The sequence below is a fragment of the Dactylosporangium sp. CA-152071 genome (assembly GCF_050936335.1).
Classification (GTDB): domain Bacteria; phylum Actinomycetota; class Actinomycetes; order Mycobacteriales; family Micromonosporaceae; genus Dactylosporangium; species Dactylosporangium maewongense.
Genome location: NZ_JBNJMZ010000002.1, coordinates 2,847,590 through 2,870,971 on the forward strand (window position 1 = coordinate 2,847,590; position 23,382 = coordinate 2,870,971).

General features: G+C 74.8%; 19 protein-coding genes. 15 read left to right on the top strand and 4 right to left on the bottom strand.

The window, feature by feature from the left end; translation table 11 throughout:
• Positions 1-137: 137 nt before the first annotated feature.
• Positions 138-1,232 carry a hemolysin family protein gene (locus ACQEVZ_RS52740; protein WP_433383192.1) on the top strand — a complete coding sequence of 365 codons (1,095 nt, stop codon included), beginning with the start codon at positions 138-140 and terminating at the stop codon, positions 1,230-1,232.
• Here the strand turns inward: ACQEVZ_RS52740 and ACQEVZ_RS52745 are convergent.
• Positions 1,182-2,402, bottom strand: a complete 1,221-nt coding sequence (locus tag ACQEVZ_RS52745; RefSeq protein WP_433383194.1) for a PP2C family protein-serine/threonine phosphatase — start codon at positions 2,400-2,402, stop codon at positions 1,182-1,184. The genes ACQEVZ_RS52740 and ACQEVZ_RS52745 overlap by 51 nt on opposite strands.
• Before the next feature lie 159 nt (positions 2,403-2,561).
• Here ACQEVZ_RS52745 and ACQEVZ_RS52750 point away from each other — a divergent pair, with 159 nt between their 5' ends.
• From ACQEVZ_RS52750 to ACQEVZ_RS52780, 7 genes are all read left to right on the top strand, one after another.
• Positions 2,562-2,942, top strand: coding sequence for an STAS domain-containing protein (locus ACQEVZ_RS52750; RefSeq protein WP_433383196.1), 381 nt, complete (start codon positions 2,562-2,564; stop codon positions 2,940-2,942).
• A gap of 116 nt (positions 2,943-3,058) precedes the next feature.
• Positions 3,059-4,384, top strand: a complete 1,326-nt coding sequence (locus ACQEVZ_RS52755; RefSeq protein WP_433383198.1) for an alpha/beta hydrolase domain-containing protein — start codon at positions 3,059-3,061, stop codon at positions 4,382-4,384.
• 56 nt (positions 4,385-4,440) lie between these two features.
• Positions 4,441-5,823 carry a ferredoxin reductase family protein gene (locus tag ACQEVZ_RS52760; RefSeq protein ID WP_433383200.1) on the top strand — a complete coding sequence of 461 codons (1,383 nt, stop codon included), beginning with the start codon at positions 4,441-4,443 and terminating at the stop codon, positions 5,821-5,823.
• Positions 5,824-5,839: 16 nt separating this feature from the next.
• Positions 5,840-6,373, top strand: coding sequence for an FMN-binding protein (locus ACQEVZ_RS52765; protein ID WP_433383202.1), 534 nt, complete (start codon positions 5,840-5,842; stop codon positions 6,371-6,373).
• Complete coding sequence (locus ACQEVZ_RS52770) at positions 6,370-7,140, top strand: FAD:protein FMN transferase (RefSeq protein ID WP_433383204.1); 771 nt, start codon at positions 6,370-6,372, stop codon at positions 7,138-7,140. Before ACQEVZ_RS52765 ends, ACQEVZ_RS52770 begins: the two co-directional genes overlap by 4 nt.
• 40 nt (positions 7,141-7,180) lie before the next feature.
• The gene (locus ACQEVZ_RS52775) at positions 7,181-7,873 is read left to right on the top strand and encodes a response regulator transcription factor (protein WP_433383206.1); all 693 of its coding nucleotides are present in this window, start codon (positions 7,181-7,183) and stop codon (positions 7,871-7,873) included.
• A 20-nt stretch (positions 7,874-7,893) separates the two neighbouring features.
• Complete coding sequence (locus ACQEVZ_RS52780; RefSeq protein WP_433383208.1) at positions 7,894-9,333, top strand: HAMP domain-containing sensor histidine kinase; 1,440 nt, start codon at positions 7,894-7,896, stop codon at positions 9,331-9,333.
• Here ACQEVZ_RS52780 and ACQEVZ_RS52785 read toward each other — a convergent pair.
• On the bottom strand, positions 9,308-10,216 hold the full coding sequence (locus ACQEVZ_RS52785) for an EamA family transporter (RefSeq protein ID WP_433383210.1): 909 nt from the start codon (positions 10,214-10,216) through the stop codon (positions 9,308-9,310). The genes ACQEVZ_RS52780 and ACQEVZ_RS52785 overlap by 26 nt on opposite strands.
• 130 nt (positions 10,217-10,346) lie before the next feature.
• Between ACQEVZ_RS52785 and ACQEVZ_RS52790 the strand changes: the two genes are divergently transcribed.
• Together ACQEVZ_RS52790 and ACQEVZ_RS52795 are read left to right on the top strand one after the other, a co-directional pair.
• Entirely contained in the window at positions 10,347-11,204 is an 858-nt protein-coding gene (locus tag ACQEVZ_RS52790) for a LysR family transcriptional regulator (protein ID WP_433383212.1), read from the top strand.
• Between the two features lie 82 nt (positions 11,205-11,286).
• Positions 11,287-11,994 carry an alpha/beta hydrolase gene (locus ACQEVZ_RS52795; RefSeq protein WP_433383214.1) on the top strand — a complete coding sequence of 236 codons (708 nt, stop codon included), beginning with the start codon at positions 11,287-11,289 and terminating at the stop codon, positions 11,992-11,994.
• A 4-nt stretch (positions 11,995-11,998) separates the two neighbouring features.
• Here ACQEVZ_RS52795 and ACQEVZ_RS52800 read toward each other — a convergent pair whose 3' ends face one another.
• Entirely contained in the window at positions 11,999-14,119 is a 2,121-nt protein-coding gene (locus tag ACQEVZ_RS52800; RefSeq protein ID WP_433383216.1) for an MMPL family transporter, read from the bottom strand.
• Between the two features lie 162 nt (positions 14,120-14,281).
• On the opposite strand from ACQEVZ_RS52800, the gene ACQEVZ_RS52805 reads away from it, so the two are divergent.
• Positions 14,282-14,797, top strand: coding sequence for a SigE family RNA polymerase sigma factor (locus ACQEVZ_RS52805; protein WP_433386161.1), 516 nt, complete (start codon positions 14,282-14,284; stop codon positions 14,795-14,797).
• 218 nt (positions 14,798-15,015) lie between these two features.
• Complete coding sequence (locus tag ACQEVZ_RS52810) at positions 15,016-16,242, top strand: hypothetical protein (RefSeq protein ID WP_433383218.1); 1,227 nt, start codon at positions 15,016-15,018, stop codon at positions 16,240-16,242.
• Here ACQEVZ_RS52810 and ACQEVZ_RS52815 read toward each other — a convergent pair.
• Complete coding sequence (locus ACQEVZ_RS52815) at positions 16,175-17,200, bottom strand: expansin EXLX1 family cellulose-binding protein (protein ID WP_433383220.1); 1,026 nt, start codon at positions 17,198-17,200, stop codon at positions 16,175-16,177. The genes ACQEVZ_RS52810 and ACQEVZ_RS52815 overlap by 68 nt on opposite strands.
• Before the next feature lie 106 nt (positions 17,201-17,306).
• Here ACQEVZ_RS52815 and ACQEVZ_RS52820 point away from each other — a divergent pair, with 106 nt between their 5' ends.
• From ACQEVZ_RS52820 to ACQEVZ_RS52830, 3 genes are all read left to right on the top strand, one after another.
• On the top strand, positions 17,307-18,689 hold the full coding sequence (locus ACQEVZ_RS52820; protein ID WP_433383222.1) for an alpha/beta hydrolase family protein: 1,383 nt from the start codon (positions 17,307-17,309) through the stop codon (positions 18,687-18,689).
• Between the two features lie 163 nt (positions 18,690-18,852).
• Positions 18,853-19,836 carry a serine hydrolase domain-containing protein gene (locus ACQEVZ_RS52825; RefSeq protein ID WP_433383224.1) on the top strand — a complete coding sequence of 328 codons (984 nt, stop codon included), beginning with the start codon at positions 18,853-18,855 and terminating at the stop codon, positions 19,834-19,836.
• A 56-nt stretch (positions 19,837-19,892) separates the two neighbouring features.
• Positions 19,893-23,318, top strand: a complete 3,426-nt coding sequence (locus tag ACQEVZ_RS52830) for a BTAD domain-containing putative transcriptional regulator (protein WP_433383226.1) — start codon at positions 19,893-19,895, stop codon at positions 23,316-23,318.
• The last annotated feature ends 64 nt before the right edge of the window (positions 23,319-23,382 follow it).

A 23,382-nucleotide genomic window follows, 5' to 3' on the forward strand; every position in this document is an offset into this window, starting at 1 on the left:
GACAGGTTGGAGCTCAGGCCGGCGCCGGAGCGCAGCGGAGGTGACGGCGTGAGCGGGTCGGAGCGAAGCGGAGGGCTGCGAACCAGCATGACAGGTTGGAGCTCAGGCCGGCGCCGGAGCGCAGCGGAGGTGACGGCGTGAGCACGGGTTGGGCGTTGCTGGTGTCGGCGGTGCTGCTGGCGGCGAACGGGTTCTTCGTGGCCGCCGAGTTCGCCCTCGTGGCCAGCAAGCGGCACCGCCTCGAGCAGGCCGCCGCCGACGGGAGCCGGGCCGCGGCCGCCGCGCTCGCCGGCAGCCGCGAGCTGTCGCTGATGCTCGCCGGCGCGCAGCTGGGCATCACGCTGTGCTCGCTGGGGCTCGGCGCGCTCGCCGAGCCCGCGATCGCACACCTGCTCGACCCGCTGTTCCACGCGGTGGGGCTGCCCGAGCGGTTCAGCTACCCGATCGCGTTCGTGATCGCGCTCGCCGTCGTGGTGTTCCTGCACATGGTGGTCGGCGAGATGGCGCCGAAGTCGTGGGCGATCAGCGACCCGGAGCGCTCCGCGCGGGGGCTGGCGCTGCCGTTCCGGGCGTTCACCCAGGTCGTGCGGCCGCTGCTGGCCCTGCTCAACGGCCTCGCGAACGCGTGCCTGCGGCTCGTCAAGGTGCGGCCGCAGGACGAGCTGTCCGCGGCGCACGGACCGGAGGAGCTGATGATGCTGCTGGAGTCGTCCCGGCAGCACGGCACGCTCGCCCAGGACCAGCAGGAGCTGCTCAGCCGGGTGCTGCAGCTGCAGGACACCACCGTCACGCAGGTGATGACCCCGGCGGCGGCGATGGTGACGGTGCCGCTGGACGCCACCGCGACCGACGTCGAGCTCGCCAACCGGTCCACCGGCCGGTCCAGGTTCCCGGTCGTCGGCGCCACGGGCGGCGTCGTCGGTGTCGTGCACGTCCGCGACGCGCTGCGGGCGACGACGGCCGGCACGGCGGCGACCGCCGCCGACCTGATGATCACCGCGTTCACCCTGCCGGCCCGCACCAGCGTGCTCGCCGCGGTCCGGGCGATGCGGGAGTCCCGGGCGCAACTCGCCGTCGCCACCGAGGACGGCGCGCCGGTCGGCCTCGTCGCCCTGGAGGACCTCCTGGAGGAGGTCATCGGCGAGTTCGACGACGAGACCGACGTCACGGCCGGTGCGCGGTCAGGTCAGGCGCTGCTGGTACGGAGCGCTGCGCAGCGCCGCGACCGGTGACCACTCGGCGAGCACGAGGGTGGCGTCGTCGGCCGGCGCGCCGCCCTGGTGCTCGGCGACGGCGTGCGCGAGCCGGCGCAGGGTCTCCGGCGCGGGCAGGCCGGCGCTCGCGTGCCGCTCGGTGAGGTCGATGAGCCGCCGCACGCCGAACTCCTCCCCGGCGGCGTCGCGGGCCTCCGTGACGCCGTCGGTGTAGAGCAGGAGCCGGTCGCCGCCCTCCAGGTCCTCCTCGGCCACCTCGACGTCGTCGTGCACCCCGAGCGGCATGCGGCGGCCGGCCGCGAGGTCGTGCACGACCCGCCCGGTGCGCAGCAGCAGCGGCCGTGGGTGTCCTGCGTTGATGTACCGCAGCCGCCCGGCCTCCAGGTCGAGCTCCGCCAGCACGGCGGTCACGAACCGGCTGTCCGGGAACTGCTCGGTCAGCGCGGTGTCGGCGGCGCGGGCCTGTTCCCGCAGGTCACCGTCGGCGCGGCGGACCGCGCGCAGCGCCGACATCGCCACCCCGCAGGCGAGGCTGGCGGCGAGCCCGTGCCCGACGGCGTCGAGGATCACGATCCTGGCCCGCGCGCCGTCGATCGCGTAGTCGAAGCCGTCGCCGCCGACGTCGTAGCACGGCTCGAGGATCGCGCTGATCACCATCCGCTCGCAGGCCGACGTGAGCGGCGGCAGCAGCTGCCGGAGCAGCTCCGCGGCCGGCGTCATCGACCGGGACCGGCGCACCTGGGCGAGGAAGTCACCCTTGTGGGAGGTGACGGTGACCAGATGGCCGATCAGCCCGGCGAGGGTCTCGCAGCGGGCCCGCAGGGATCCGTCGCGCACCTGCGGCTCGGCCTCGCCGACCTCGAACTCGACGACCCCGAGCCGGTCGGTGCCGTTGACCATCGGCACGCACCAGCCGCGGTCGCCCATCGGCTTCGACGTGACCATCGCGAACGCGCGCCCCGCCGCCGTCGTCTCCACCGGCTGCGGCGGGGGCAGCGGGCGCCCTGGACGCGGCACCGGACACAGGACCCGCTGCTCCTCGTCGACCAGGTAGATGGTCGCGTCGATCCCGAGCGGCGCCAGCGCCGTGTCCACCGCCGTCGCCAGCCCGTCCGGCTGGAACAGGTGCGATCCGTCGAGAATCGCGCTGAACGCTTCGAGCCAGCGCGCTTCCACCGTCGCCGCCATGCCTCGCTCACCCCTCGGCAAACCAAACACAGTCGCGTGTGCGACCCATCCGTCACACCGGCCGCTCGTGCCACCCGCGGCCGGTGTACGGATTCCCAACCGCGCCGCGCGGGAAACGGACCCTGCGGCTGTCCGCAGGTTCCCGTTACGCTCGGGGTTGTGGAGTTCTCCCTGGACCGTGACGAATCCCAGGTGGCGGATGAACACGTCACCGCCGACGTCACCGACCGCGACGGTGCCGTCGTCGTGTCGGTGCGGGGCAAGGTCCTCTACGACACCCTTGCCCCGCTCGCCGACGTCCTGTCCGACCTGACCCAACGTCCGGAGCTGCACCTGGTGCTGGAGCTGTCGGACGTGCCGATGTGCGACTCCAGCGGGCTCAACCTGTTCGTGCGGACGCGGTCGAGGCTCGCCGAGACCGGGGGCTGGCTGCGGCTGACCGGCACCCGCCCCCTGGTCGACGACGTGCTGCACATCACCAACCTCGACCGCATCCTCACCCGCTACGCCACCGTGGAGGAGGCCCTCGCCGCCGGCTGACGGCCCGGCACCCTTGAGCAAGGCGGCGGTCAGACAGCCGGCGAACGAGGCCGCGGACTGGAGCACCGGCGATTCCGCCGATGCCGCGGCCCGCCGTCGCGGCCAGGGTGACATCCATGTCACCCAATGCATCGACACGACTCGCCGCCACCCTCCTGGCCGCCCTGACGCTCATCGCCGCGCCGGCCGTGCCCGCGCACGCCGCGCGGGAGGCGCCGCCGGTCACCGTCACCGGGCCGCTGCCGGGGACCGTCCCCGGCGACCCGAAGTCCGCGGACGTCCGCGACACGTATCCGTTCTTCTCCACCACCGACGACCTCGCCGCCGCCGGTTACGTCGAGGAGGAGTTCCTCGTCGCCGGGGCGGCCGACGGCTGGGACACCGCCGGCAACCAGGTGGCGACCGGCGTGCCGTTCCGGACGAGGGTCGTGGTGCGCCGGCCCGCCCACCCGGCCCGCTTCAGCGGCACCGCGCTCGTCGAGTGGCAGAACGTGACCGCCGGCTACGACCTCGACGCGTTGTGGGACCACGACGCCATCACCCGGCAGGGGCACGCGTGGGTCGGCGTGTCCGCGCAGCGGGTCGGCGTCGAGCAGCTGCGCGGCTGGAGCCCGGCCCGGTACGGCACGCTCGACGTCACCGGTGGCGGCCGGTTCACCGCCGACGAGCTGTCCTACGACATCTTCGCGAAGGCCGCGGCGGCCGTCACCCGGTCGCTCCGGCCGCGGACCACGCTCGCGATCGGCGCCTCACAGTCCGCCGCCCGGATGACGGTGTACTACCAGAGCATCCTGCCGAAGGTGACGCCGGTCTTCGACGGCTACGCGTTCGTCGTCGGGTCCGCGCCGACCCGGGTGGGCGCCGAGCCGGTGTTCCAGGTGCTGTCCGAGACCGACGTGCGGACCCCCGACCGGCCCGCCGACACCGACCGGTTCCGCCGCTGGGAGGTCGCCGGCGCCGCGCACTCCGGGTGGCGCGGCCAGGAGTACCGGGCGCCGATCTCCATGCGGGATCTGGGGGCGGCACCCCAGTACACCTGCGGCAGCCCGCCCTTCAGCAGGGTGCCGCTCGACCATGTCGTCGCCGCCGCCTACGACCACCTGATCCGCTGGGTGCGGCGGGGCACTCCCCCGCCGGTCGCTCCCCCGCTGGTCTTCGGCGCCGACGGCACGAAGACCCGCGACGCGCTCGGGCTCGCCACCGGCGGCATCCGGTTGTCGCAGGTGTCGGTGCCGACCGCGCTGAACACCGGCGACAACACCGGCGAGACGTTCTGCCGGCTGTTCGGCACGCACCAGCCGTTCGACGACGCGACGCTGCGGCGCCTGTACCCGCACCGCGGCGATCACCTGGCGAAGGTGATCCTGGCGGACGTCGCCAACGTGCGGGCCGGGTACCTGCTGCCGGCCGACGCGTGGCAGAACGTCGTGGGGCGTTCTTAGACAACCTTTAACCGGCTCACAGGCACCTGTCAGCCGGTCCCCCAATAGTTGAACGCATGACGATGACAGTTGCGGCGCCGCGCCCGGCCGCGACCCCCAGGTGGTGGGCGGACGCGGGCGGCGTGGCGGCCATGGCGAGCCTGCTCGTCGTGGCCGCGCTGTGGGTGGCCAACGGCGGCGTCCAGCAGCTCCTCGCCGGCGGCGGCGACGCGTGGTCCGCGGCGGGCCGGCTCACCGGCCTGGTCTCATCCGACCTGCTGCTGCTCCAGGTGCTGCTGATGGCGCGGGTGCCGCTGGTCGAGCGGGCGTTCGGGCAGGACCGGCTGGCGCGCTGGCACCGCTGGACCGGGTTCACCTCGTTCAACCTGATGGTCGCGCACATCGTGCTCATCACCATCGGCTACGCGGTCGCGTCCGACGCGAACGTGTTCGCCGAGCTGTGGGAGCTGACCGTCGAATACCCGGGGATGCTGCTCGCCGCCGCCGGCACGGTCGCGCTGGTCATGGTCGTGGTCACGTCGATGCGGGCCGCGCGGCGCCGGCTGCGCTACGAGTCGTGGCACCTGCTGCACCTGTACGCCTACCTCGGCGTGGGGCTCGCCCTGCCGCACCAGCTCTGGACCGGCGCGGACTTCCTCGCGTCGCCGCTGTCCACGGCGTACTGGTGGACGCTGTACGCCGTGTCCGTCGGCGCCGTCCTCGTCTACCGGGTCGGCCTGCCGGTGTGGCGCAACGCGCGGCACCGCCTGACCGTCAGCCACGTCGTGCCGGAGGGTCCGGGGCTGACCTCGGTCTACCTGACCGGCCGGCACCTGCACGAGCTGCCGGTCCGGGCCGGCCAGTTCCTCCAGTGGCGGTTCCTGGACGGTCCCGGCTGGACGAGGGCGCACCCGTACTCGCTGTCGGCGACCCCGCACACCGGGGTGCTGCGCATCACAGTGAAGGACCTCGGCGACGGCAGCTCCCGCGTCGCGTCGCTCACGCCGGGCACCCGCGCCCTGGTCGAGGGCCCGTACGGGCGGCTCACCGGCGAGTCGTACACCGGCGGCCCGGTCGTCATGATGGCCTGCGGCATCGGGGTGACGCCGCTGCTCGCGCTGCTCGGCGAGCTGCCCTACCGCGCCGGTGGGGCGACCCTGCTCTACCGGGCGCGCAGCGAGGCGGAGATCGCGTTCCGCGACGAGCTGGACTGGCTGGCGCGGCAGCGTGGCGTCCGGGTCGTCTACCTGCTGGGCCCGCGCGCCGGTGACGCGTCGTGGCTGCCGCGGCACGCCGCGGGGATCGGCGACGCGGAGGCGCTGCGCAGGGTGGCGCCGTCGATCGCGGCGGCCGACGTCTACGTCTGCGGGCCCGACTCGTGGACCGAGGCGGCCCGCGCCGCCGCCCGCGCCGCCGGGGTCCCCGCGTCGCGCGTGCACACCGAACAGTTCGCCTGGTAACGGAGAGGATCGCCCCGTGCGACGGATCACCTTGTGGCTGCTGTCGACGCTCGCCGCCGTGGTGCTGCTGTTCAGCTACCGCACCAGCCTCGGCGGCACCGCGACCGCGGCGACCGGCTCAGCAACCGCCTCCGGCGGCGGAGGCGGCACCACGAGCGACAGCAGCGGCAGCGGTACGGGCAGCGACAGCAGCAGCGGTACGGGCAGCGGCGGCACGGACGGTACGGGTGCTACCGGCAGTGGCAGTACGGGTACCAGCGGGGCGACGGGCGGCACCGCCTACAACGGGTCGGTGGTGTCGACGCGCTGGGGCGACATCCAGGTCACCATCACCGTCGCCGGTGGGAAGATCACCGGTGTGACCGTGCCCGTGTACCCGGACGCCAACGGCAAGGACCGCCAGATCAACGCCCGCGCCCTGCCGATCCTCAACAAGGCGGTCGTCGCCGCGCAGAGCGCCGACATCGACACCGTCTCCGGCGCGACCGTCACCAGCGACGGCTACAAGGAGTCGCTGCAGGCCGCGATCGACGCCGCGCACCTGTCATGACCGCCACCCTGCCCCGCCGCGCGTGGGTCGAGCAGATCATGGGGCTGCCGGTCTCGGTCCACCTGCGCGGCCCCGGCGCCGGCGACCCGCCCGCCGAGGCCGCGGTGGCCAGGGTCTTCGCGGACCTGCGCCGCGACGACGCGGCGTTCAGCCCGTACCTCGACGACAGTGACCTGTCCCGCTGGGAGCGGGGCGAGGCGCCGCCGACGCCCGCGCTGGAGGCCGTGATCGCATTGTGCGACGAGGCGCGGGAGCGCACCGGCGGGTGGTTCGACCCGCGGGGGCTGCCCGACCCGCGCACCGGCCGCCCCCGGTACGACCCGTCGGGGCTGGTCAAGGGGTGGGCCGTGCAGCGGGCAGCGGCGCACCTGCCGGACAGTCTCGGCTGGTGCGTCAACGCCGGCGGCGACGTGCTCGTCCACGCGCCGGACGGGCAGCCGCCGTGGCGAATCGGCGTCGAGGACCCGGACGCGCCCGAGGACCGGGTGGCGCACGTCGTGACCCGGGGTACGGGCGCCGTCGCCACCTCCGGCCGCACCCACCGCGGGGATCACATCGTCGACCCGTACACCGGCAGTCCCGCGACCGGAGTACGGGCGGTCACCGTGACCGGCCCGGACCTGCTGTGGGCCGACGTCTACGCGACCGCCGCCGCGGCCCGCGGACCCTGGGCGATGGACTGGCTGGAGGAGCTCGACGGCTACGAGGCGCTCATGGTGACGGCGTCGGGCCTCGTCCGGGTCACCGAGGGCTGGCCCGCCGGCTGAGGCCGGGGTGAGGCAAGCTGGGCAGCGGAAGGGGGACGGAATGCGGATCCTCGTCGTGGACGACGACGCCGCCGTGCGGGACTCGCTCGCGCGGACCCTGCGGTTCGAGGGCTACCAGGTCGACACCGCCCGGGACGGGCAGGAGGCCCTCGACGCCGCGCACGCCGACGAGCCCGACGTGATGGTCCTCGACGTCAGCATGCCGCGGATGGACGGCCTGCAGGCGTGCCGCCGGCTGCGCGGCGAGGGCGTGCTGGTGCCGGTGCTCATGCTCACCGCCCGCGACAGCGTCGGCGACCGGGTCGCCGGCCTCGACGCGGGCGCCGACGACTACCTGGTGAAGCCGTTCGCGCTGCAGGAGCTGCTGGCCCGGATCCGGGCGCTGCTGCGCCGGTCGCTGCTGTCCGCGCCGCCGGAGCCGCCATCGGAGCTGCTCACCTTCGCCGACCTGCGGCTCGACCCGGCGACCCGGGAGGTGTGGCGGGGCGGCAACCCGCTGCGGCTGACCCGCACCGAGTTCACGATCCTCGAGGTGTTCCTGCGCCACCCGCGGCAGGTCCTGACCCGCGGGACGCTGTTCGAGCACGTGTGGGGCTACGACTTCGGCGAGACGTCCAACAGCATCCACGTGTACCTCGGCTACCTGCGCCGCAAGCTGGAGGCCGACGGCGGCCCGCGCCTGCTGCACACCGTCCGCGGCGTCGGCTTCGTCCTACGGGAGGAGCCCCTGTGAAGCCTGCGGGAGGAGCCCCTGTGAAGCCCGCGGGAGGTGCCCCGGTGCAGCGGGCCCGGGCGGTGCTGGGGCGGTGGTGGCGGCGCAGGACGCTGCACGACCGGCTGTCGCTGCTGGTCACGGCGGCGGTCGCGGCGGCGGTGCTGACGGTCGCGGGGATCGCGTTCGCGGCGGTCGCGCAGATCCAGCGCCAGCAGCTGCGCTCGCAGCTGGAGACCGACGCGCGGTCCGTCGTCGCGCAGCCCGAGCTGTGGCGGGACGGCCCGCCGCCGCAGGGGCCGGGCGGGCGGCGGGATCCGCGGTTCCGGCGCGACATCGGGCCGCGCTGGCAGGTGCTCGGCCGCGACGCCACCGTCACCGCGCACTCGACGAACGACCTGCCGGTCACCGACGGCGCGCGGCGGGTCGCGGCCGGTGAGGAGCAGCAGGTCCAGGAGCGGGTGCTCCTCGACGGGCACAGCTACCTGATGCTGACCGTCGCCGCGGGCCGGGGCGGCGGGGCGGTGCAGGTGGCCGCCGACCAGACCCCGGCGAACCGGACGCTGACCATGTTCGGGCTGCTCATGGCCGCCGGCTGCGTGCTGGGCATCGGCGGGGCCGCGGCGCTCGGCCGGACCGTCGCCCGCGCCGGGCTGGTCCCCGTGCAGCAGCTGACGAAGGCCGTCGAGGACGTCGCCGTCACCATGGACCTGAACCGGCCCGTCCCGATCCACGGCGTCGACGAGATCGCCCGCCTCGGCCAGTCGGTGAACACGATGCTCGCCGCGATCGACGCCGCCCGCCAGTCGCAGCGGACCCTGGTCGAGGACGCCAGCCACGAGCTGCGGACCCCGCTGACCAGCATCCGCACCAACATCGAGCTGCTGCTGGCGGTGGAGCGGCAGCCCGAGCTGGCGCACCGGCTGCCGCCGGAGGAGCGGGCGAAGCTGCTGCGGGACCTCGACGCCCAGGTCGGCGAGCTGGCGGCGCTCACCACCGAGCTGGTCGAGCTGGCCCGCGAGGAGACGACCCGGGAGCCGGCCGAGGACGTCGAGCTGACCGACGTCGTGGCGGCCGCGATCGACCGGGTGCGCATCCGCGTCCCGGCGGTGACCTTCACGTTCGACGCGGACGCCGCCCCCGTCCACGGCCGGCCCAACGAGCTGGAGCGCATGGTCGTCAACGTCCTCGACAACGCCGCCAAGTGGAGCCCGCCCGGCGCCACCGTGCACACCGTGCTCACCGCCGAGCAGGGCTGGTGCGTGCTGCGGATCGCCGACACCGGCCCCGGCATCGACGCCGAGGACCTGCCGCACGTCTTCGACCGCTTCTACCGCTCGCCGGCCGCCCGTGGCATGCCGGGCTCGGGCCTCGGCCTCGCCATCGTGGCGCAGACCGCCGCCCAGCACGGCGGCACGGTCACCGCCGCCCCCAACGACCCGCGCGGGACCGTCGTCACGATCCGGCTGCCGCGCCTGTAGCGGCCCCGCGGTCCTTCCACAGCACCACGCCCGCGCTGGCCGCGACGACGAACCCGATCGCGGCGATCTGCGCCGGGTGCAGGTCCTGGCCGAGGAGCACCCACCCCATCAGCGCCGCGATCGCCGGGCCGAGGCTCATCAGCACCGCGAACGTCGACGTCGGCAGGCGGCGCAGCGCGGTCAGCTCGAACGTGTACGGCAGTACCGACGACAACACCGCCACCGCGGCGCCCAGGGCGAGCACGCGCGGGCCGGTCAGCGCCGCGCCGGCGTCGAGGATCCCCGCGGGCAGGGCCAGCAGCGCGGCGACGAGCATCGCGAGGGTCAGGCCGTCGCGCCTCGGGAACGTGGCGCCGGCCCGCGCCGACAGCATGATGTAGCAGGCCCAGGCGGCGCCGGCGAGGAACGCGCAGCCCACCCCGAGCGGGTCGAGCTGGTCGAACCCACCGCCGCCGAGCAGCGCCACCCCGGCGAGCGCGAGCAGCGCCCACAGCCACGCCACCCGCCGCCGCGCGGTGACCACCGACAGCGTCAGCGGCCCCAGCACCTCCAGGGTGACGACGGGGCCGATCGGCATGCGCGCGATGGCGACGTAGAACGCGAGGTTCATGCCGGCGAGGACGGCGCCGAAGAGGCCGACGAGGATCCATTGCCGGGTGGTGTACCCCTTGAGCCTCGGCCGTCCGATCGCGACGAGGACCGCGCTGCCGATGAGCAGCCGCAGCGACACGACCCCGGCCGCCCCGGCGAGCGGGAAGAGGGTGGTGGCGACGGCGGCTCCACTGTGGACGGACGTCTGCGACGCGAGGACCCGCCACACCCCGCCGCCCTTGGACTCGACGGCGACGGTGGTAGGTGCGGGCGCGGTCAGGACGTCGGTCACACGGCAACGCTATGCAGTGGCGCGGATCATGGGAAATGCCGTTTCGCCGGTGGTTATGCTTGACGCGCATGACCAGTCCGCAGCGCCGCGGAGGGGCCGGCCATGCGTGGGGCCTTTGAAGGCGGCGGGAATGGCGACCATCGAGCTGCGGCACCTCCGGGGGTTCCTGGCCATCGCGGAGGAGGGCAACCTCACCCGCGCGGCCACCCGCCTGCACCTGACCCAGCCGGCGCTGACCCGCACCCTGCAGCAGCTGGAGGCGCACCTCGGGGCCCGGCTCGTCGACCGCTCCACGCACCACCTGGCGCTGACCCCGGCCGGCCACGAGTTCCGCCGCAACGCGGCCGCCGCGATCGCCGCCGTCGAGCACGCCCTCGACCCCGACCGGTCCCGGGGGCTGCCGGTCCGGCTCGGCCACGCGTGGTCGGCGCTCGGGGCGTACACCACCAGCCTCCAGCGACGGTGGAAGCGGGCGCACCCGGAGACCGTGCTGGAGCTGCTCCGCCTCGACGAGCGCAGCGCCGGCCTCGCGTCCGGCACGGTCGACGTCGCCGTGCTGCGCGGCGCGCCCGACGTCCCCGGTGTGGTGACGGCCCACCTGATGCGCGAGCCCCGATTCGCCGCCGTCGCCGACGACAGCCCCCTGGCGGGCCGCGCCTCGCTGACGCTCGCCGACCTCGCCGCGGAGCCCCTGGCGCTGAACACGGTGACCGGCAGCACGACCCTCGCCCTGTGGCCGCCGGACGCCGCGCCGTCACAGGTCGTGCCCGTGAAGAACACCGACGACTGGCTGTCGGTCATCATCGCCGGCGACGCGGTCGGCGTGACACCCGCGGGCACCGCCGCGATGCACCCGAACCCGGCGATCCGCTACGTGCCACTCACCGACGCACCCCCGGTCGACGTGATCCTCGCGTGGCGGGAGCCCTTCACCCACCCGGCCGTGCCCGACCTGCTCCGCCTCGCCCACGACGTCGTCAGGCGCTGACCGCCCCCCAGATCGTGCCCGTTCCCCAGGATGCGACCATCGTCGGCGCGCTGTCAGGCGCGCGACCGATGGGAAACGACCTATGACGCTGCAGCGCAGCCACGGGGGGCGGACGGCGAAGGCCGTGCTGCTGCTGCACGGGTACACGCACGGGCCGCGGCAGGTCGAGCGGCTCGCCGGGCTGTTCTACGAGCGCGGTTGCAACGTCTACGCGCCGGCGGCGCCCGGGCACGGCACGCCGGACGCCACGCACAGGGGTTTCACGTCGCGGGAGCTGCTGCGGTACGCCGGCGACGCGCTCGACGTCACCGCCACGCTGGGCGACGAGGTGGGGGTCGTCGGGGTGTCGGCCGGCGCGGCCCTCGCCACGTGGCTCGGCGCGAGCCGCGGCGACACGGTCGCCCGGCTGCTGCTGATCACGCCGCTGTTCGCGCCCCGGCGGCGGGTGCCGTGGCCACTGACCACCCTGTACGGCCTGCGCCTCCTGCCGGACCACGTCGACGCGCGGGGTTACTCGTTCACGGCGGTCGCCCAGTACCTACGGGTCGCGGCGAGCCTGCCGAAGCGGCCGGCGGTGGGCGCGCTGCGGCGGGTCGCGGTCGTGACGTCGCCGGGCGACACGGTCATCGACGCGGCGCGCGCCGTGGCCGTGCCGCGACGGCTGGCCGAGGCGGCCGGCGCGGCCTTCACCCACCACATGCTGCCGGAGGGTGAGGGCCACGCCCACAACGTCATCGGCGCGCACGCCGAGGCGCTCGACGAGCTCTACGCCGACCTGTACGACGCCTGACCCGTCACCCCGCGTGCCGCCCCGGCGCCCCGGTCGCGACGTGCCGGCCCGGGTGGTGCGCCGGAGCATCCGGACTCTGAGCGGACTCGCCGGAAGACGAAGCCGTGGCAGGGCGGGCGGGCCACCAGAAGCGCTCGCCGAGCAGCAGGGCGATCGCCGGCACGACCACGGTCCGCACCACCAGGGTGTCCAGGACGACGCCGATGCCGACGATCACCCCGATCTGCGTCAGCACGATCACCGGCAGCACCCCGAGCACGGTGAACACGGCCGCGAGCAGGATGCCGGCGGAGGTGATGACGCCACCGGTCGCGCCCAGCGCCCGGATCACGCCCGCGCGGGTGTCGCCCAGCACCGCCGCCTCCTGCCGGGCCCTGGTGACGAGGAAAATGTTGTAGTCGACGCCGAGCGCCACGAGGAACAGGAAGCTCAGCAGCGGCACGCCCGCGTCGAGGGCCGGGATGTCCAGGACGTGCCGCAGCACGAGGCCGGCGGCGCCGACGCTCGCGGCGAAGCTGACGATGACGGTGAGCAGGAGCAGCACCGGCGCCACGACCGAGCGCAGCAGCAGCACGAGGACGAGCAGCACCACCAGCAGCACCAGGGGGACCACGACGGTGTTGTCGCGGCTGTACGCGTCGCGCTTGTCCAGGTCCGCGGCGGGCGCCCCGCCGACGAGCGTCTCGCCGGCCGAGAGCGCGCCGAGGGCCGACCGCAGCGCCCGGACGGTGTCGTCGGCGGCCGGCGTGCCCGATCCGGCCTTCAGGTCGACGCGCAGCTTCGTCAGCGTGCCGTCGTCGGAGCGTTCGGGCCGGCCGACCGCGGCGACGCCGTCCGTGCCCTCGACGGCGGCCACGACCCGGTCGGTGGCGGCCGCGGGGACGATCACGGTCACCGGCTGCGCCGACCCGGCGGGGAAGTGCCTGGCGAGGGCCTCCTGCGCGGTGACCGACTCGACCTGCGTGCGGAACTGCTCGGTCTGCGACAGCCCGATCGACGTGCTCAGCAGGCCGGCGGCGAACACGGCGAGCAGGACGGCGGCGCCGGCGAGGACCCTGGCGGGGTGCCGACCGACGGCGTGCGCGACGCGGGACCACAGGCCGCGGGTCGTCGGGTCGTCGCTGCCGACCCGAGGCACGAACGGCCAGAAGATCCCGCGCGGCAGGCACACCAGCGCGGCGGGCAGCACCACGAGCCCGAACAGCAGCGCCACGGCGACCCCGATCGCGGCGGCGACGCCGAGCGTCCGGTTCGCGGTCAGGACCGCCGCGAGCAGCGTCAGCAGCGCGAGGACGACGGTGCCGGCGCTGGCGACGACGGCCGGCGCGGCGTTGCGCAGCGCGACCCGCATCGCCTCCCGGCGGTCGTCGGCGCGGCGTAGCTCCTCCCGGTACCGGGAGATCAGCAGCAACGCGTAGTCGGTGCCGGCGCCGAAGACGAGCACGGACACGATGCCGCTGACCGACGCGTCGGTGCGCTCGCCGACGAGCACGGCGACCCACGGCAGCAGCTTCGCCACGACCTGGTCGCCGACGCCGATGACGACGAGCGGGACGATCCAGAGCAGCGGGCTGCGGTACGTGATGAGCAGCAGCAGCGCGACCACGCTGGCCGTGGCGATGAGCAGCGTGACGTCGGCGCCCTCGAACGCGGCGGAGATGTCGCGCCCGAACGCGGGCCCGCCGGTCACCTGCGCGTTCAGCCCGGCCGGCAGGCCGCCGTGCACGGTCTCGCGCAACTTGTCGACGGCGGCGTACAGCTCGTCGCCCTCGCCGGTGAGCGTCACGGGCAGCAGCGCGGCCCGCCCGTCCTCGGCGACGACGGCCGGCGACTGCCCGCCGGCGGTGGTCCTGGTCCGCTCGATCGCCGCGCGGTCGGCGTCGGTGAGGGGTGCGTCGCGCCGCTCGTACACGACGACGGCCACCTCGGCGCGGCCGCTGGCGAACCGGTCGGCCAGCTCGATGACCTTCGTCGACTGCTTGCCCGCCGGCAGCCCGTCGGCGGGCTCCTTCTCCGGCTGGGCGGGCGAGGTGAGGAACACCAGCGCCGTCAGCCCCACCGTGACCAGCAGGATCAGGACCGCGCCGAACCGGCTCGTGACGGCCGCCGTCACTCGTGTGCCCACGCTCTGTACCTTCCGGAGACAAATATTTCGACGATCGAACTTCCGTTGCCCCCTTGATACCCGCCCGACCCAAATCGACGCAAGAATCGACGCAGAAACTCGTCATGGATCACACCCCTCCTTTCCCGGCGCGGCGGCGTGTCGGAGGGTGTGGAGGTGGACGTGGACGCAGAGGAGTCGTTCCTGGCGTACGTGCGGGAGCGGGTCGCCGCGCTGTCGCGGATCGCGTTCCTGCTCACCGGGGACCGGCACCTGGCCGAGGACCTGGTGCAGGAGACGCTGCTGCGGGTGGCCGGCCGGTGGGGGCGGATCGCGGCCGGCGGGGACCCCGACCCGTACGTCCGCCGCGCCCTCTACCACCAGCACGTGTCCGCGTGGCGGCGGCACCGCGGGCGGACCGTCCACGTCGCGCACCCGCCGGACCGCCCCGGCCCCGACGAGTCCGACGCGGTCACCGGCAGCGTGGCCGTCCGCGCCGCGCTCGCCAGGCTGGCGCCGCGGCAGCGCGCGGTGATCGTGCTCCGCTACTTCGAGGACCTCACCGAGGCGCAGACCGCCGACATCCTCGGCTGCCGCGTCGGCACGGTGAAGAGCCAGACCCGCGACGCGCTCGCCCGGCTGCGGGCGGTCGCCCCGGAGCTGCTCGGCGACCCTTCCGAACTGGAGGTGCGAGGATGACGCAGGAGCTAGCCCGCCGCCTGGCCGCGGCCGCCGACGACATGCCCGCCGCCCGCGTCCCGTCCGACCTGTTCCGCCGCGGCCGCCGCCGTCACCGAGTGCAAATGTCGACATTTGCCATTTTCGCTATTGTACTGGCATTTGCCGCTTCCATTGCACTTAGCGGGGTCGACGGCGCTGTGGTCCCGGCGAGCGGGACGAGCACCGTGCCGGGGCGGTTGCACGAGCCCTGGCCCTGGCAGGCCAGCGTGGCCGGCTCGCCCCGCGGCCCGGCCGCGCTGCTGGTCAGCGGCGGCGGGGGCTACCAGGCGATGGACCTGCCCTTCACGTACGGCAGCCGCATCAGCGCGATCGGCCGCGACGGCTCCTACCGCGTCCTGCCCTTCGGCACCACCTACCTGCAGGCCGGCCAGGACGTGCTGCTGTCCCCGGACGGCCGCTACGCCGCGGGCAACGGCACCTACGAGCGCCTCCTCGGCACCGGCGACACCGACGTGTCCATCGTGGACCTGACCACCGGCGAGGAGCGGCGCCACCAGGGCTCCGGCCCCGCCGTCCCGGTCGCGTGGAGCCACGACGGCCGCCGCCTGCTGGTGCACCGGTTCGGCGCGTCCTCCTGGTCCGACACGCCCTTCGACGGCGCCGACACCACCGGGTCCGACAACGGCGCGCTGTGGCTGCTCGACGTCGGCTCCGGCGCCGCGACGCACCTGCTGGACCTGGGCCGCACCCGCCGCGGCGCCGCCGCCTTCTCCCCCGACGGCCGCACCGTCGCCGTCCAGCTCGGCCGCGAGCTCGCCCTGCTCGACTCGGCCACCGGCACCCGCCGCCCGCTCGCCACCCTGCCGGCCGGCGCCCACCTCGTCGGCCCGTGGTCGTACACCGCGGACGGCACCGGCATCGGCGTCCTCACCATCGCCGACGGCTGCACCACCGGCTGCTCCAACGCCGCCCGCAACGCCAGGTCCTGGCGCCTCACCGTCCTGTCCACCACGACCGGCACCGAGCTCCCCACGACGTTCCCCACCTTCGGCGGCGCCACGGCCCGTCTCGCCGGCTGGCAACGCGACGGCACCGCGGTCCTGGTCCGCTACACCGACGAGACAGACGGCGGGGAGCCCTCCTACGACCCACCGGCCGCCTACCGCGCCGTCTCCGACGCCGACCTCCTGGCGCTCACCCCCGGCGGCACCACGAAGTCCCTGCTCACCAAGCCCAAGGGCGTCATCTGGGACGTCGACGTCGCCACCGACCTGGTGACGGCCGGCGCCTTCGGCGGCCCCTCCCCCGCCCCGTCGGTGCTCCCACTGGCCCGCTGGGCGGCGACCACGGTCTTCGTCGCCCTGTGGGCCCTGGCCATGCTCACCTGGCTCACCATCACCCTGCGCCGCCGCACCCGCCGCCGCCCACCCCTGCGCCCCGCCGCGCATCCAGGCGCCAGGTGATGCCGGCGGGCGGGTTCGTTGTGCGACTGGAAGAACGAAGTCGCGTTCCCAGGTCGGATGTCGCACCCCGGGAACCGCCGCGATCGCTTTCAGCAGGTGGGTGGGGCGGTGCTGGCCGCGGCGGCGACCGGGGTGGCGGCGGCGGCCGACGGGGACTCGGACGGCGACGGGGAGGGCGACGGGGACGGGGAGGGCGGGGCGGGGCCGGGCTGTACATGAGCGTGGGCGTCTGCTGGAACGCCGACGAGCCCAGGGCGATCCCCGGCAGCGTGACCTGGTGGCCGGAGGCGTCCGTGACGCGCAGGGTGACCGGGCCGGTCAGGCCCGACGGGCCGGTCCACGTGTTGTCGGTGTTGTGCTTCAGCGGCGTCCAGCCGGCGGCCGTCTGGAGCTCCACAGTGGACAGCCGGTTGCCGTGGTTGTCCAGGACGACCGAGAGGGACGAGTAGCCGGTGCCGCCCTTGGCGCGGACCTTCAGGGGGCCGGCGAGGTCGGGGTCGCGGACGGTGCCGTAGGTGATCTGGATGATGCCGGCGCTGACGGAGCCGATGCGGGAGAAGGCGCCCTTGCTCAGGTCGATCTTGCCGGCGGGGCAGGACGGGCACTGGTCGACGACCTGCACGTTGGTGGTCTGGCCGTTGGGGCCGGTCACGGCGAGGTAGGAGCCGCACGCCGCGCCGCCGGCCCATTCGGCGGGGCCGATCGCGGCGTAGGCGTCGGTGGAGGGGGCGCCGAGGTTGCACATGCCGTTGCGGTTGGTGCTGTAGTAGGAGGCGCTGCCGGAGCGCACGTTCTCGATCACCGGCGCCAGCGCGGGAAAAGCCGGAGCCGCCGGCGCGGCAGGGACCGAGGCGCAGGCCGCCTCGCCGGTGTCCTGCAGGACGAGCACGAGCGACACGACGACGGCGAGCACGCCGCCCGCGGCAGGGATGATCCAACGCAGGTGACGGCGCTCCATGGGTCCGGGAGTCTAGAAGGCAGACCGCGAAACCCGAAATCGACGACAACAAGCACAATGAGTGCACACAGTCGTTGACAGCAAGGCATCGACGGGCGTCTCATGTGTGGATGCGCAGCGTAGCGTCGTTGGTCTTGTCGCGGGCATCCTCGCCGTCCCGGCGCCCGCCGCCGCGGACCCGCCGGTCTGCGGCCCGCCGGTCGTGAGCACCACGCAGCCCGGCTACACGGTCGCGGATCCGGACTGCGACGTGAACGGCACGCCGTTCGTGCCGGTCAACGGGTCGAGCGTGTGGACCGGGATCACCGACGGTGCGGCGTACCGCATCGAGAAGCCCGCAGACTGGAACGGCGAGCTGGTGCTGTACGCGCACGGGTACCGCGGGCTCGGCACGACCGTGTTCGTCGACAGCCCGTCGCTGCGCGCGCACTACCTGTCGCGCGGCTTCGCCTGGGCCGCGTCCAGCTACGCGACCAACGGCTACGACGTCGGGCAGGGCGTGCGCGACTCGTACACCCTGATCGACCGCTTCAAGGAGCGCACCGGGCTGCGCGCCAGGTCCGTCTACATGACCGGCGCGTCGATGGGCGGCCACGTCACGGCGGTGGCCATCGAGGAGCATCCGCAGGCGTTCGTCGGCGCGATGCCCGTCTGCGGCGTCCTCGGCGACGCGGAGCTGTTCGACTACTTCCTCGACGCGAACGTGACCGCGGCGGCACTGACCGGCACCGCCATCACGTTCCCGAAGGCGCCCGTCGATCCGTCGTTCCAGGAGGTGTACCGCCAGCAGGTCGCCCGGCAGGTGCCGCTGCTCGGCCAGGGGGCGGGGCTGACCGCGCTGGGCCGCACGTGGGGCGACTTCGTCGAGCAGCGCAGCGGCGGCACGCGGCCGGGCTTCGACAACGCGATCGCCTACTGGAGCGCGCTGCCCGGGATCCCGCCGCTGACCACGGTGCCGTTCCTGTTCGGGGTCTACCCGGGGCTGTCCGGCGGCACCGCCGGCATCGCCGAGGGCAACCTCACGTCGAACCGGTTCACGCTGTACCAGAGCGACGACAGCCCGTGGCTCAGCCGTGACGAGCTGCGGGTCAACCGCGACGTCCTGCGGGTCGACCGCACCGACCGGCCGTCGCGGGACCTGTCGGGGGTGCCGCGCGTCGACGGGCGGCCGCGGGTGCCGGTGCTGTCGATGCACACGATCGGCGACCTGTTCGTGCCGCTGTCGATGGAGCAGGAGTACGCGCGCCGCGCCGCCCTGCAGGGCCGCGGGAAGCTGTTCGTGTCCCGCGCGGTGCGGGCGCTCGGGCACTGCGAGTTCACCGTGCCGGAGCTCGCGCAGGGCTTCGACGACCTGGTCTCGTGGGTCAGGACCGGGCACCGGCCGGCCGGCGACGCGATCCTGGACCGGCGGGCCGTGGCCGCGGACGACTTCGGCTGCCGGTTCACGCTGACGCAGCGCCCGACCTTCGGGGCCGCCTGCCCCGCCTGAAAATGCCGCCTGCCCCGCCCGAAAATGCCACCTGCCCGCCTGAAAATGAGCGGCGAGGTCGCCACGGTCCCCGGTACGGTGGCCGCAGCGACTTCCGGTGCGCCGGTGACGGTTACTTCTCCAAAAAGCGCGCCGTCACCACCGAAGATCTCGGGAGCTGCCCATGCTCGGCGACATCGCCGGCTTCTCCGGCGCGGTCCGCGTCGACCGTGCCGGGGTGACGGAGTTCGCCGCGGCGTATGGCCTCGCCGACCGCGCGGCGGACGTGCCCAACACGGTCGGGACCAGGTTCGGCATCGCGTCGGCCACCAAGGGGCTGACGGCCCTCGCCGTGATGAGCCTCGTCGAGGACAAGACGCTCGCGCTGGACACGCCGGCGCGGGAGCTGCTCGGCGCCGACCTGCCGCTCATCGGCGCGGACGTCACCGTCGAGCACCTGCTGGCGCACCGGTCCGGGATCGGCGACTACTTCGACGAGGACGCCGCCGGCGACATCACCGACTTCGTGCTGCCGGTGCCGGTGCACGAGCTGGCGGACACCGAGGACTACCTGAAGGTCCTCGGCGGCCATCCGGCGAAGTTCCCGGCCGGCGAGCGGTTCGCGTACTGCAACAGCGGCTACGTCGTGCTCGCCCTCATCGCCTCCCGCGCCGCCGGGCTGCCGTTTCACGACCTCGTCGCGCGGCGGGTGTGCGAGCCGGCGGGGATGACCGGGACCGGGTTCCCGCGCTCCGACGAGCTGCCCGCCGGCACGGCGCGGGGCTACCTGCACGCGTCGGGCTCCGACCGGACCAACGTGTTCCACCTGCCGGTCCGCGGCAGCGGCGACGGCGGCGCGTACTCGACGGTCGCGGACTTCGACGCGTTCTGGACGGCGCTCTTCGCGGGGCGGATCGTGCCCGTGGCACGGGTGCGGGAGATGCTCCGGCCGCGCAGCGACGCGACGGAGGGGACCCGGCGCTACGGGCTCGGCTTCTGGCTGCACGGGACCGGCAAGGCGGTCACCCTCGAAGGCCATGACGCGGGTGTGTCGTTCCGCAGCGTCCACGACCCGGACACCGCACTGACGTGGACCGTCGTGTCGAACACGTCCGACGGCGCGTGGCCCGTCGCCCGGCGCCTGGCCGAGCTGCTGGCCGGAGGCTGAGTCCAAGATCCGACGGGTCGGCCCAGGAGCGCCTGCCGGCGGATAGCGTGGCGACCGTGACGCGGCTCGACTTCCGGATCCTGGGCCCGCTGGAGGTCCAGCCGCCCGGCGGCGCGCCGCTGGACCTCGGCGCGCGCAAGCAGCGGGCCGTCCTCGCGCTGCTGCTGCTCGACCCCGGCCGGGTCGTGTCGCTCGACCGGATCATCAACGGGCTGTGGACCGGCGAGGCGCCGTCGAGCGCGACCAGCACGCTGCAGGTGTACATCTCGCAGCTGCGGCGCGTCCTCGAGCCGGACCGCCCGCCGCGGACGCCGCCGTCGGTGCTGGTGACCCGGGACCCCGGGTACCTCCTCGCGATCGACGCCGGGCAGGTCGACGCGGCCCGCTTCACCCGCGGCGCCGAGGACGGCCGGGCGCAGCTCGCGGCCGGCGCGTACGCCGAGGCCGAGACCCTGCTCACCACGGCCCTGCGGGAGTGGCGGGGCGGGGCGCTGGCCGACTTCGCCGACGAGGAGTTCGCGGCGGCGGTCGCCGCGCAGCTCGGCGAGGTGCACGACGGCGCCGTCGAGGACCTCGTCGACGTCCACCTCGCCACCGGGCGGCACGCGGCGGCGGCAGCGGCGTCCGTGGCGCTGCTGGACCGGCACCCGTTCCGCGAACGGTCCTGGGGGCAGCTGATGCTCGCCCTGTACCGCGCCGGCCGCCAGGCCGACGCGCTCGCCGCGTTCCGGCGGGCGAGGACGGTCCTCGACGAGGAGCTCGGCCTGCCGCCCGGCCCGCACCTGCGCGACCTGGAGGCGGCCATCCTCCGCCACGACCCGGCGCTCACCCCCTCCGCCGGCAGCCCCGGTTTCGCGGGGCCGCCCGGCGCCGCCTTACAGGCGCCACCGGGCGCTTTGATGCAGGCGCTGCCCGGCGCCGCCGTGCAGGTGGCCGAGCGCCCGCCGGGGACGGTGCTCGTCGGCAGGGGGCGGGAGGAGCGGCACCTCGACGAGCGGCTCGCCCAGGCGGCCGCGGGCCAGGGCGGCGTCGTCCTCGTCGTCGGCGAGGCCGGGCTCGGCAAGACGCTGCTCGCCGAGCGGGCCGCCGCCCTCGCCGAAGGGCACGGGCTGCGGGTCGCGTGGAGCCGGTGCGTCGAGGCGAGCGCGACCCCCGCGTTCTGGCCGTGGGCGCAGATCCTGCGGGCGCTGCCCGACACCGACGGCCGGCGGCACCTGCTCGACGTGCTCGCCGGGCGCGGCGAGAGCGGATGGCGGGCCGAGGAGCCCGGCACCGCCCTGTTCCACCTGCACGAGGCGGTCGCCGAGACGCTGTCGGAGTGCGCCGCCGGGCAGCCGCTGCTGCTCGTCGTCGACGACCTGCACGTCGCCGACGCGTCGTCGCTGCAGCTGCTCGCGCACCTGGCGCCCGCCCTGCACCGGCGGCCGATCCTGCTGCTGGGCACGATGCGCCCGGACGTCGCCGACGGCGACCCCGCGCTGCGGGAGACCCTCGCGCTGCTGGCGAACGAGCGCGGCGCCGACCGGATCCGGCTCGGCTCGTTCACGGCGGGTGACGTCGCCGCGTACCTCCACGACAGCGCGGGCGGCGACGCGCCCGGCGAGGTCGTCGTGGCGCTGCTGGAGCGCACCGGCGGCAACCCGTTCTACCTGAAGGAGCTGCTGCGGCTGCTCACCAGCGAGCACCCCGGCGGCTGGGGCACCGCGCAGGCCGTCGCCGACCTCGACGTGCCAGAAGGGGTCCGGGACGTCGTCGGCCGGCGCGTGTCACGGCTGCCGGAGGCGACCCAGGCGATGCTGCGCACGGCGGCGGTCATCGGGCGCGACGTCGAGCTGGTCCTGCTGGAGGCCGGCACCGACGCCGAGAACGAACAGGTGATGAGCGCCCTGGAGCCCGCGGTGGTCGCGGGGCTGCTCACCGAGGTGCCCGGCACCTGGGACTACCGGTTCTCGCACGCGATCGTCCGCGACACCCTCTACGGCGCGCTCACCCGGCTGCAACGCTCCCGCCTGCACCTGCGGGTCGGCGAGGCCCTCGAGGCGTTCGACCAGCCCGACGATCCCGCGCTGCTCGGCCGGCTCGTGCACCACTTCACCATGGCGGCGCGGCTCGGCGGCGCGGAGCGGGCCGTCGGCTACGCGCGGCGGGCCGCCGACCTGTCGATGGCGCAGCTGGCGTACGACGAGGCCGCCGCCTACCTGGAGGCGGCCCTCGGCGCGCTGGACCCGACCCGCCCGGGCGCGGCCGCCGACCGGTGCCGGCTGCTCGTCCAGCTGGGTGCCGCGCGCCGCGCGGGCGGGGACCTCGCCGGCACCCGCGCCGTCCTCGACGAGGCGCTCACCCTCGCCCGGCAGCTCGGCGACGACGACCTCACGATGGACGCGGCCACGCTCTTCGGCGGGGTCACGCTGTGGACGTGGCGGCCCTACCTGGTCGTCGACGAGCGGATGATCGGCATCCTCCGCGACCAGCTCGCCCGCCTCGGCGACACCGACCCGCGGCGCCGGGCCGTCCTCCTCGGCACCCTGGCGGTCGAGCTGTACCACAGCGAGGACCGGCCGGCCGGGGAGGCGCACGCCGCTGAGGCCGTGGCGCTCGCCAGGCGCACCGGCGACACGGAGCTCCTCGCCCGCACCCTCAACAACCTCTGGAACGTCGCCCTGGTCCCGCAGGCCGAGCGGCTGCGCCGGGCCGCCGTCGACGAGCTGCTCGCCATCGACGGGCTGCCGCGCACCGTGGAGCTCACCGGCCGGCTGCACCGCATGATGAACGCCGTGACCGCCGGCGACGTCGCCGGTTTCGAGACCGACCTGGCCCGTGCCGTCCACCTCGGCGAGGAGCTGCGCACCGGGGTCCTCGCAGCGCAGGTCCGCTACGCGCGGGCCGGCCGGGCGATGCTCGACGGCCGCTGGGACGACGGCGAGCGGCTCGTCGGCGAGGCGTTCGCCCTGCAGGCGCACACCAGCCTGTGGGGCACCAACTGGATCCGGCTGGCCATGCTGTACACCAGCCGGCGCTTCCAGGGCAGGCCCGGCGAGCTGCTCGACGAGCTGGTCCGCCGCGCCGACGAGCCGCACCTGGAGCTGCTGCGCCCGACCGCGGTCCTGGCCGCCTGCGAGTCCGGCGACGAGGGCCTCGCCCGGCGGCTCGTCGACCGGTGGGGCACGCGGCGGGAGATGCTGTGGTGCTGGAACCTCGTGGCGTTCCAGTGGGCGCTCGTGGCGGCGCGGCTCGACCTGCCGCCCTGCGCCGAGCTGTACGAGGAGATCCTTCCCTTCGCCGACCAGTGGTCCACGGTCGGGACCGGCTGCGCCACCTGGGGCTCGATGCGCTACGCCCTCGCCGAGCTCGCGCAGCGCCTCGGCCGCCCGGACGAGAGTGTCGCGCACGCCACGCTGGCCCTGGAGGCGCACCGCCGGCTCGGCGCCGCCCATCTTGAGGCCGCAAGTATCGCTCAAGTCGCGCGTTTAAGTGGTGCTTAACCGGCAGCCAAGCGCTGTCGTGCACCGTGGTCCGTGGCGCCGCTGCACGCGCCCCGAACCCTGA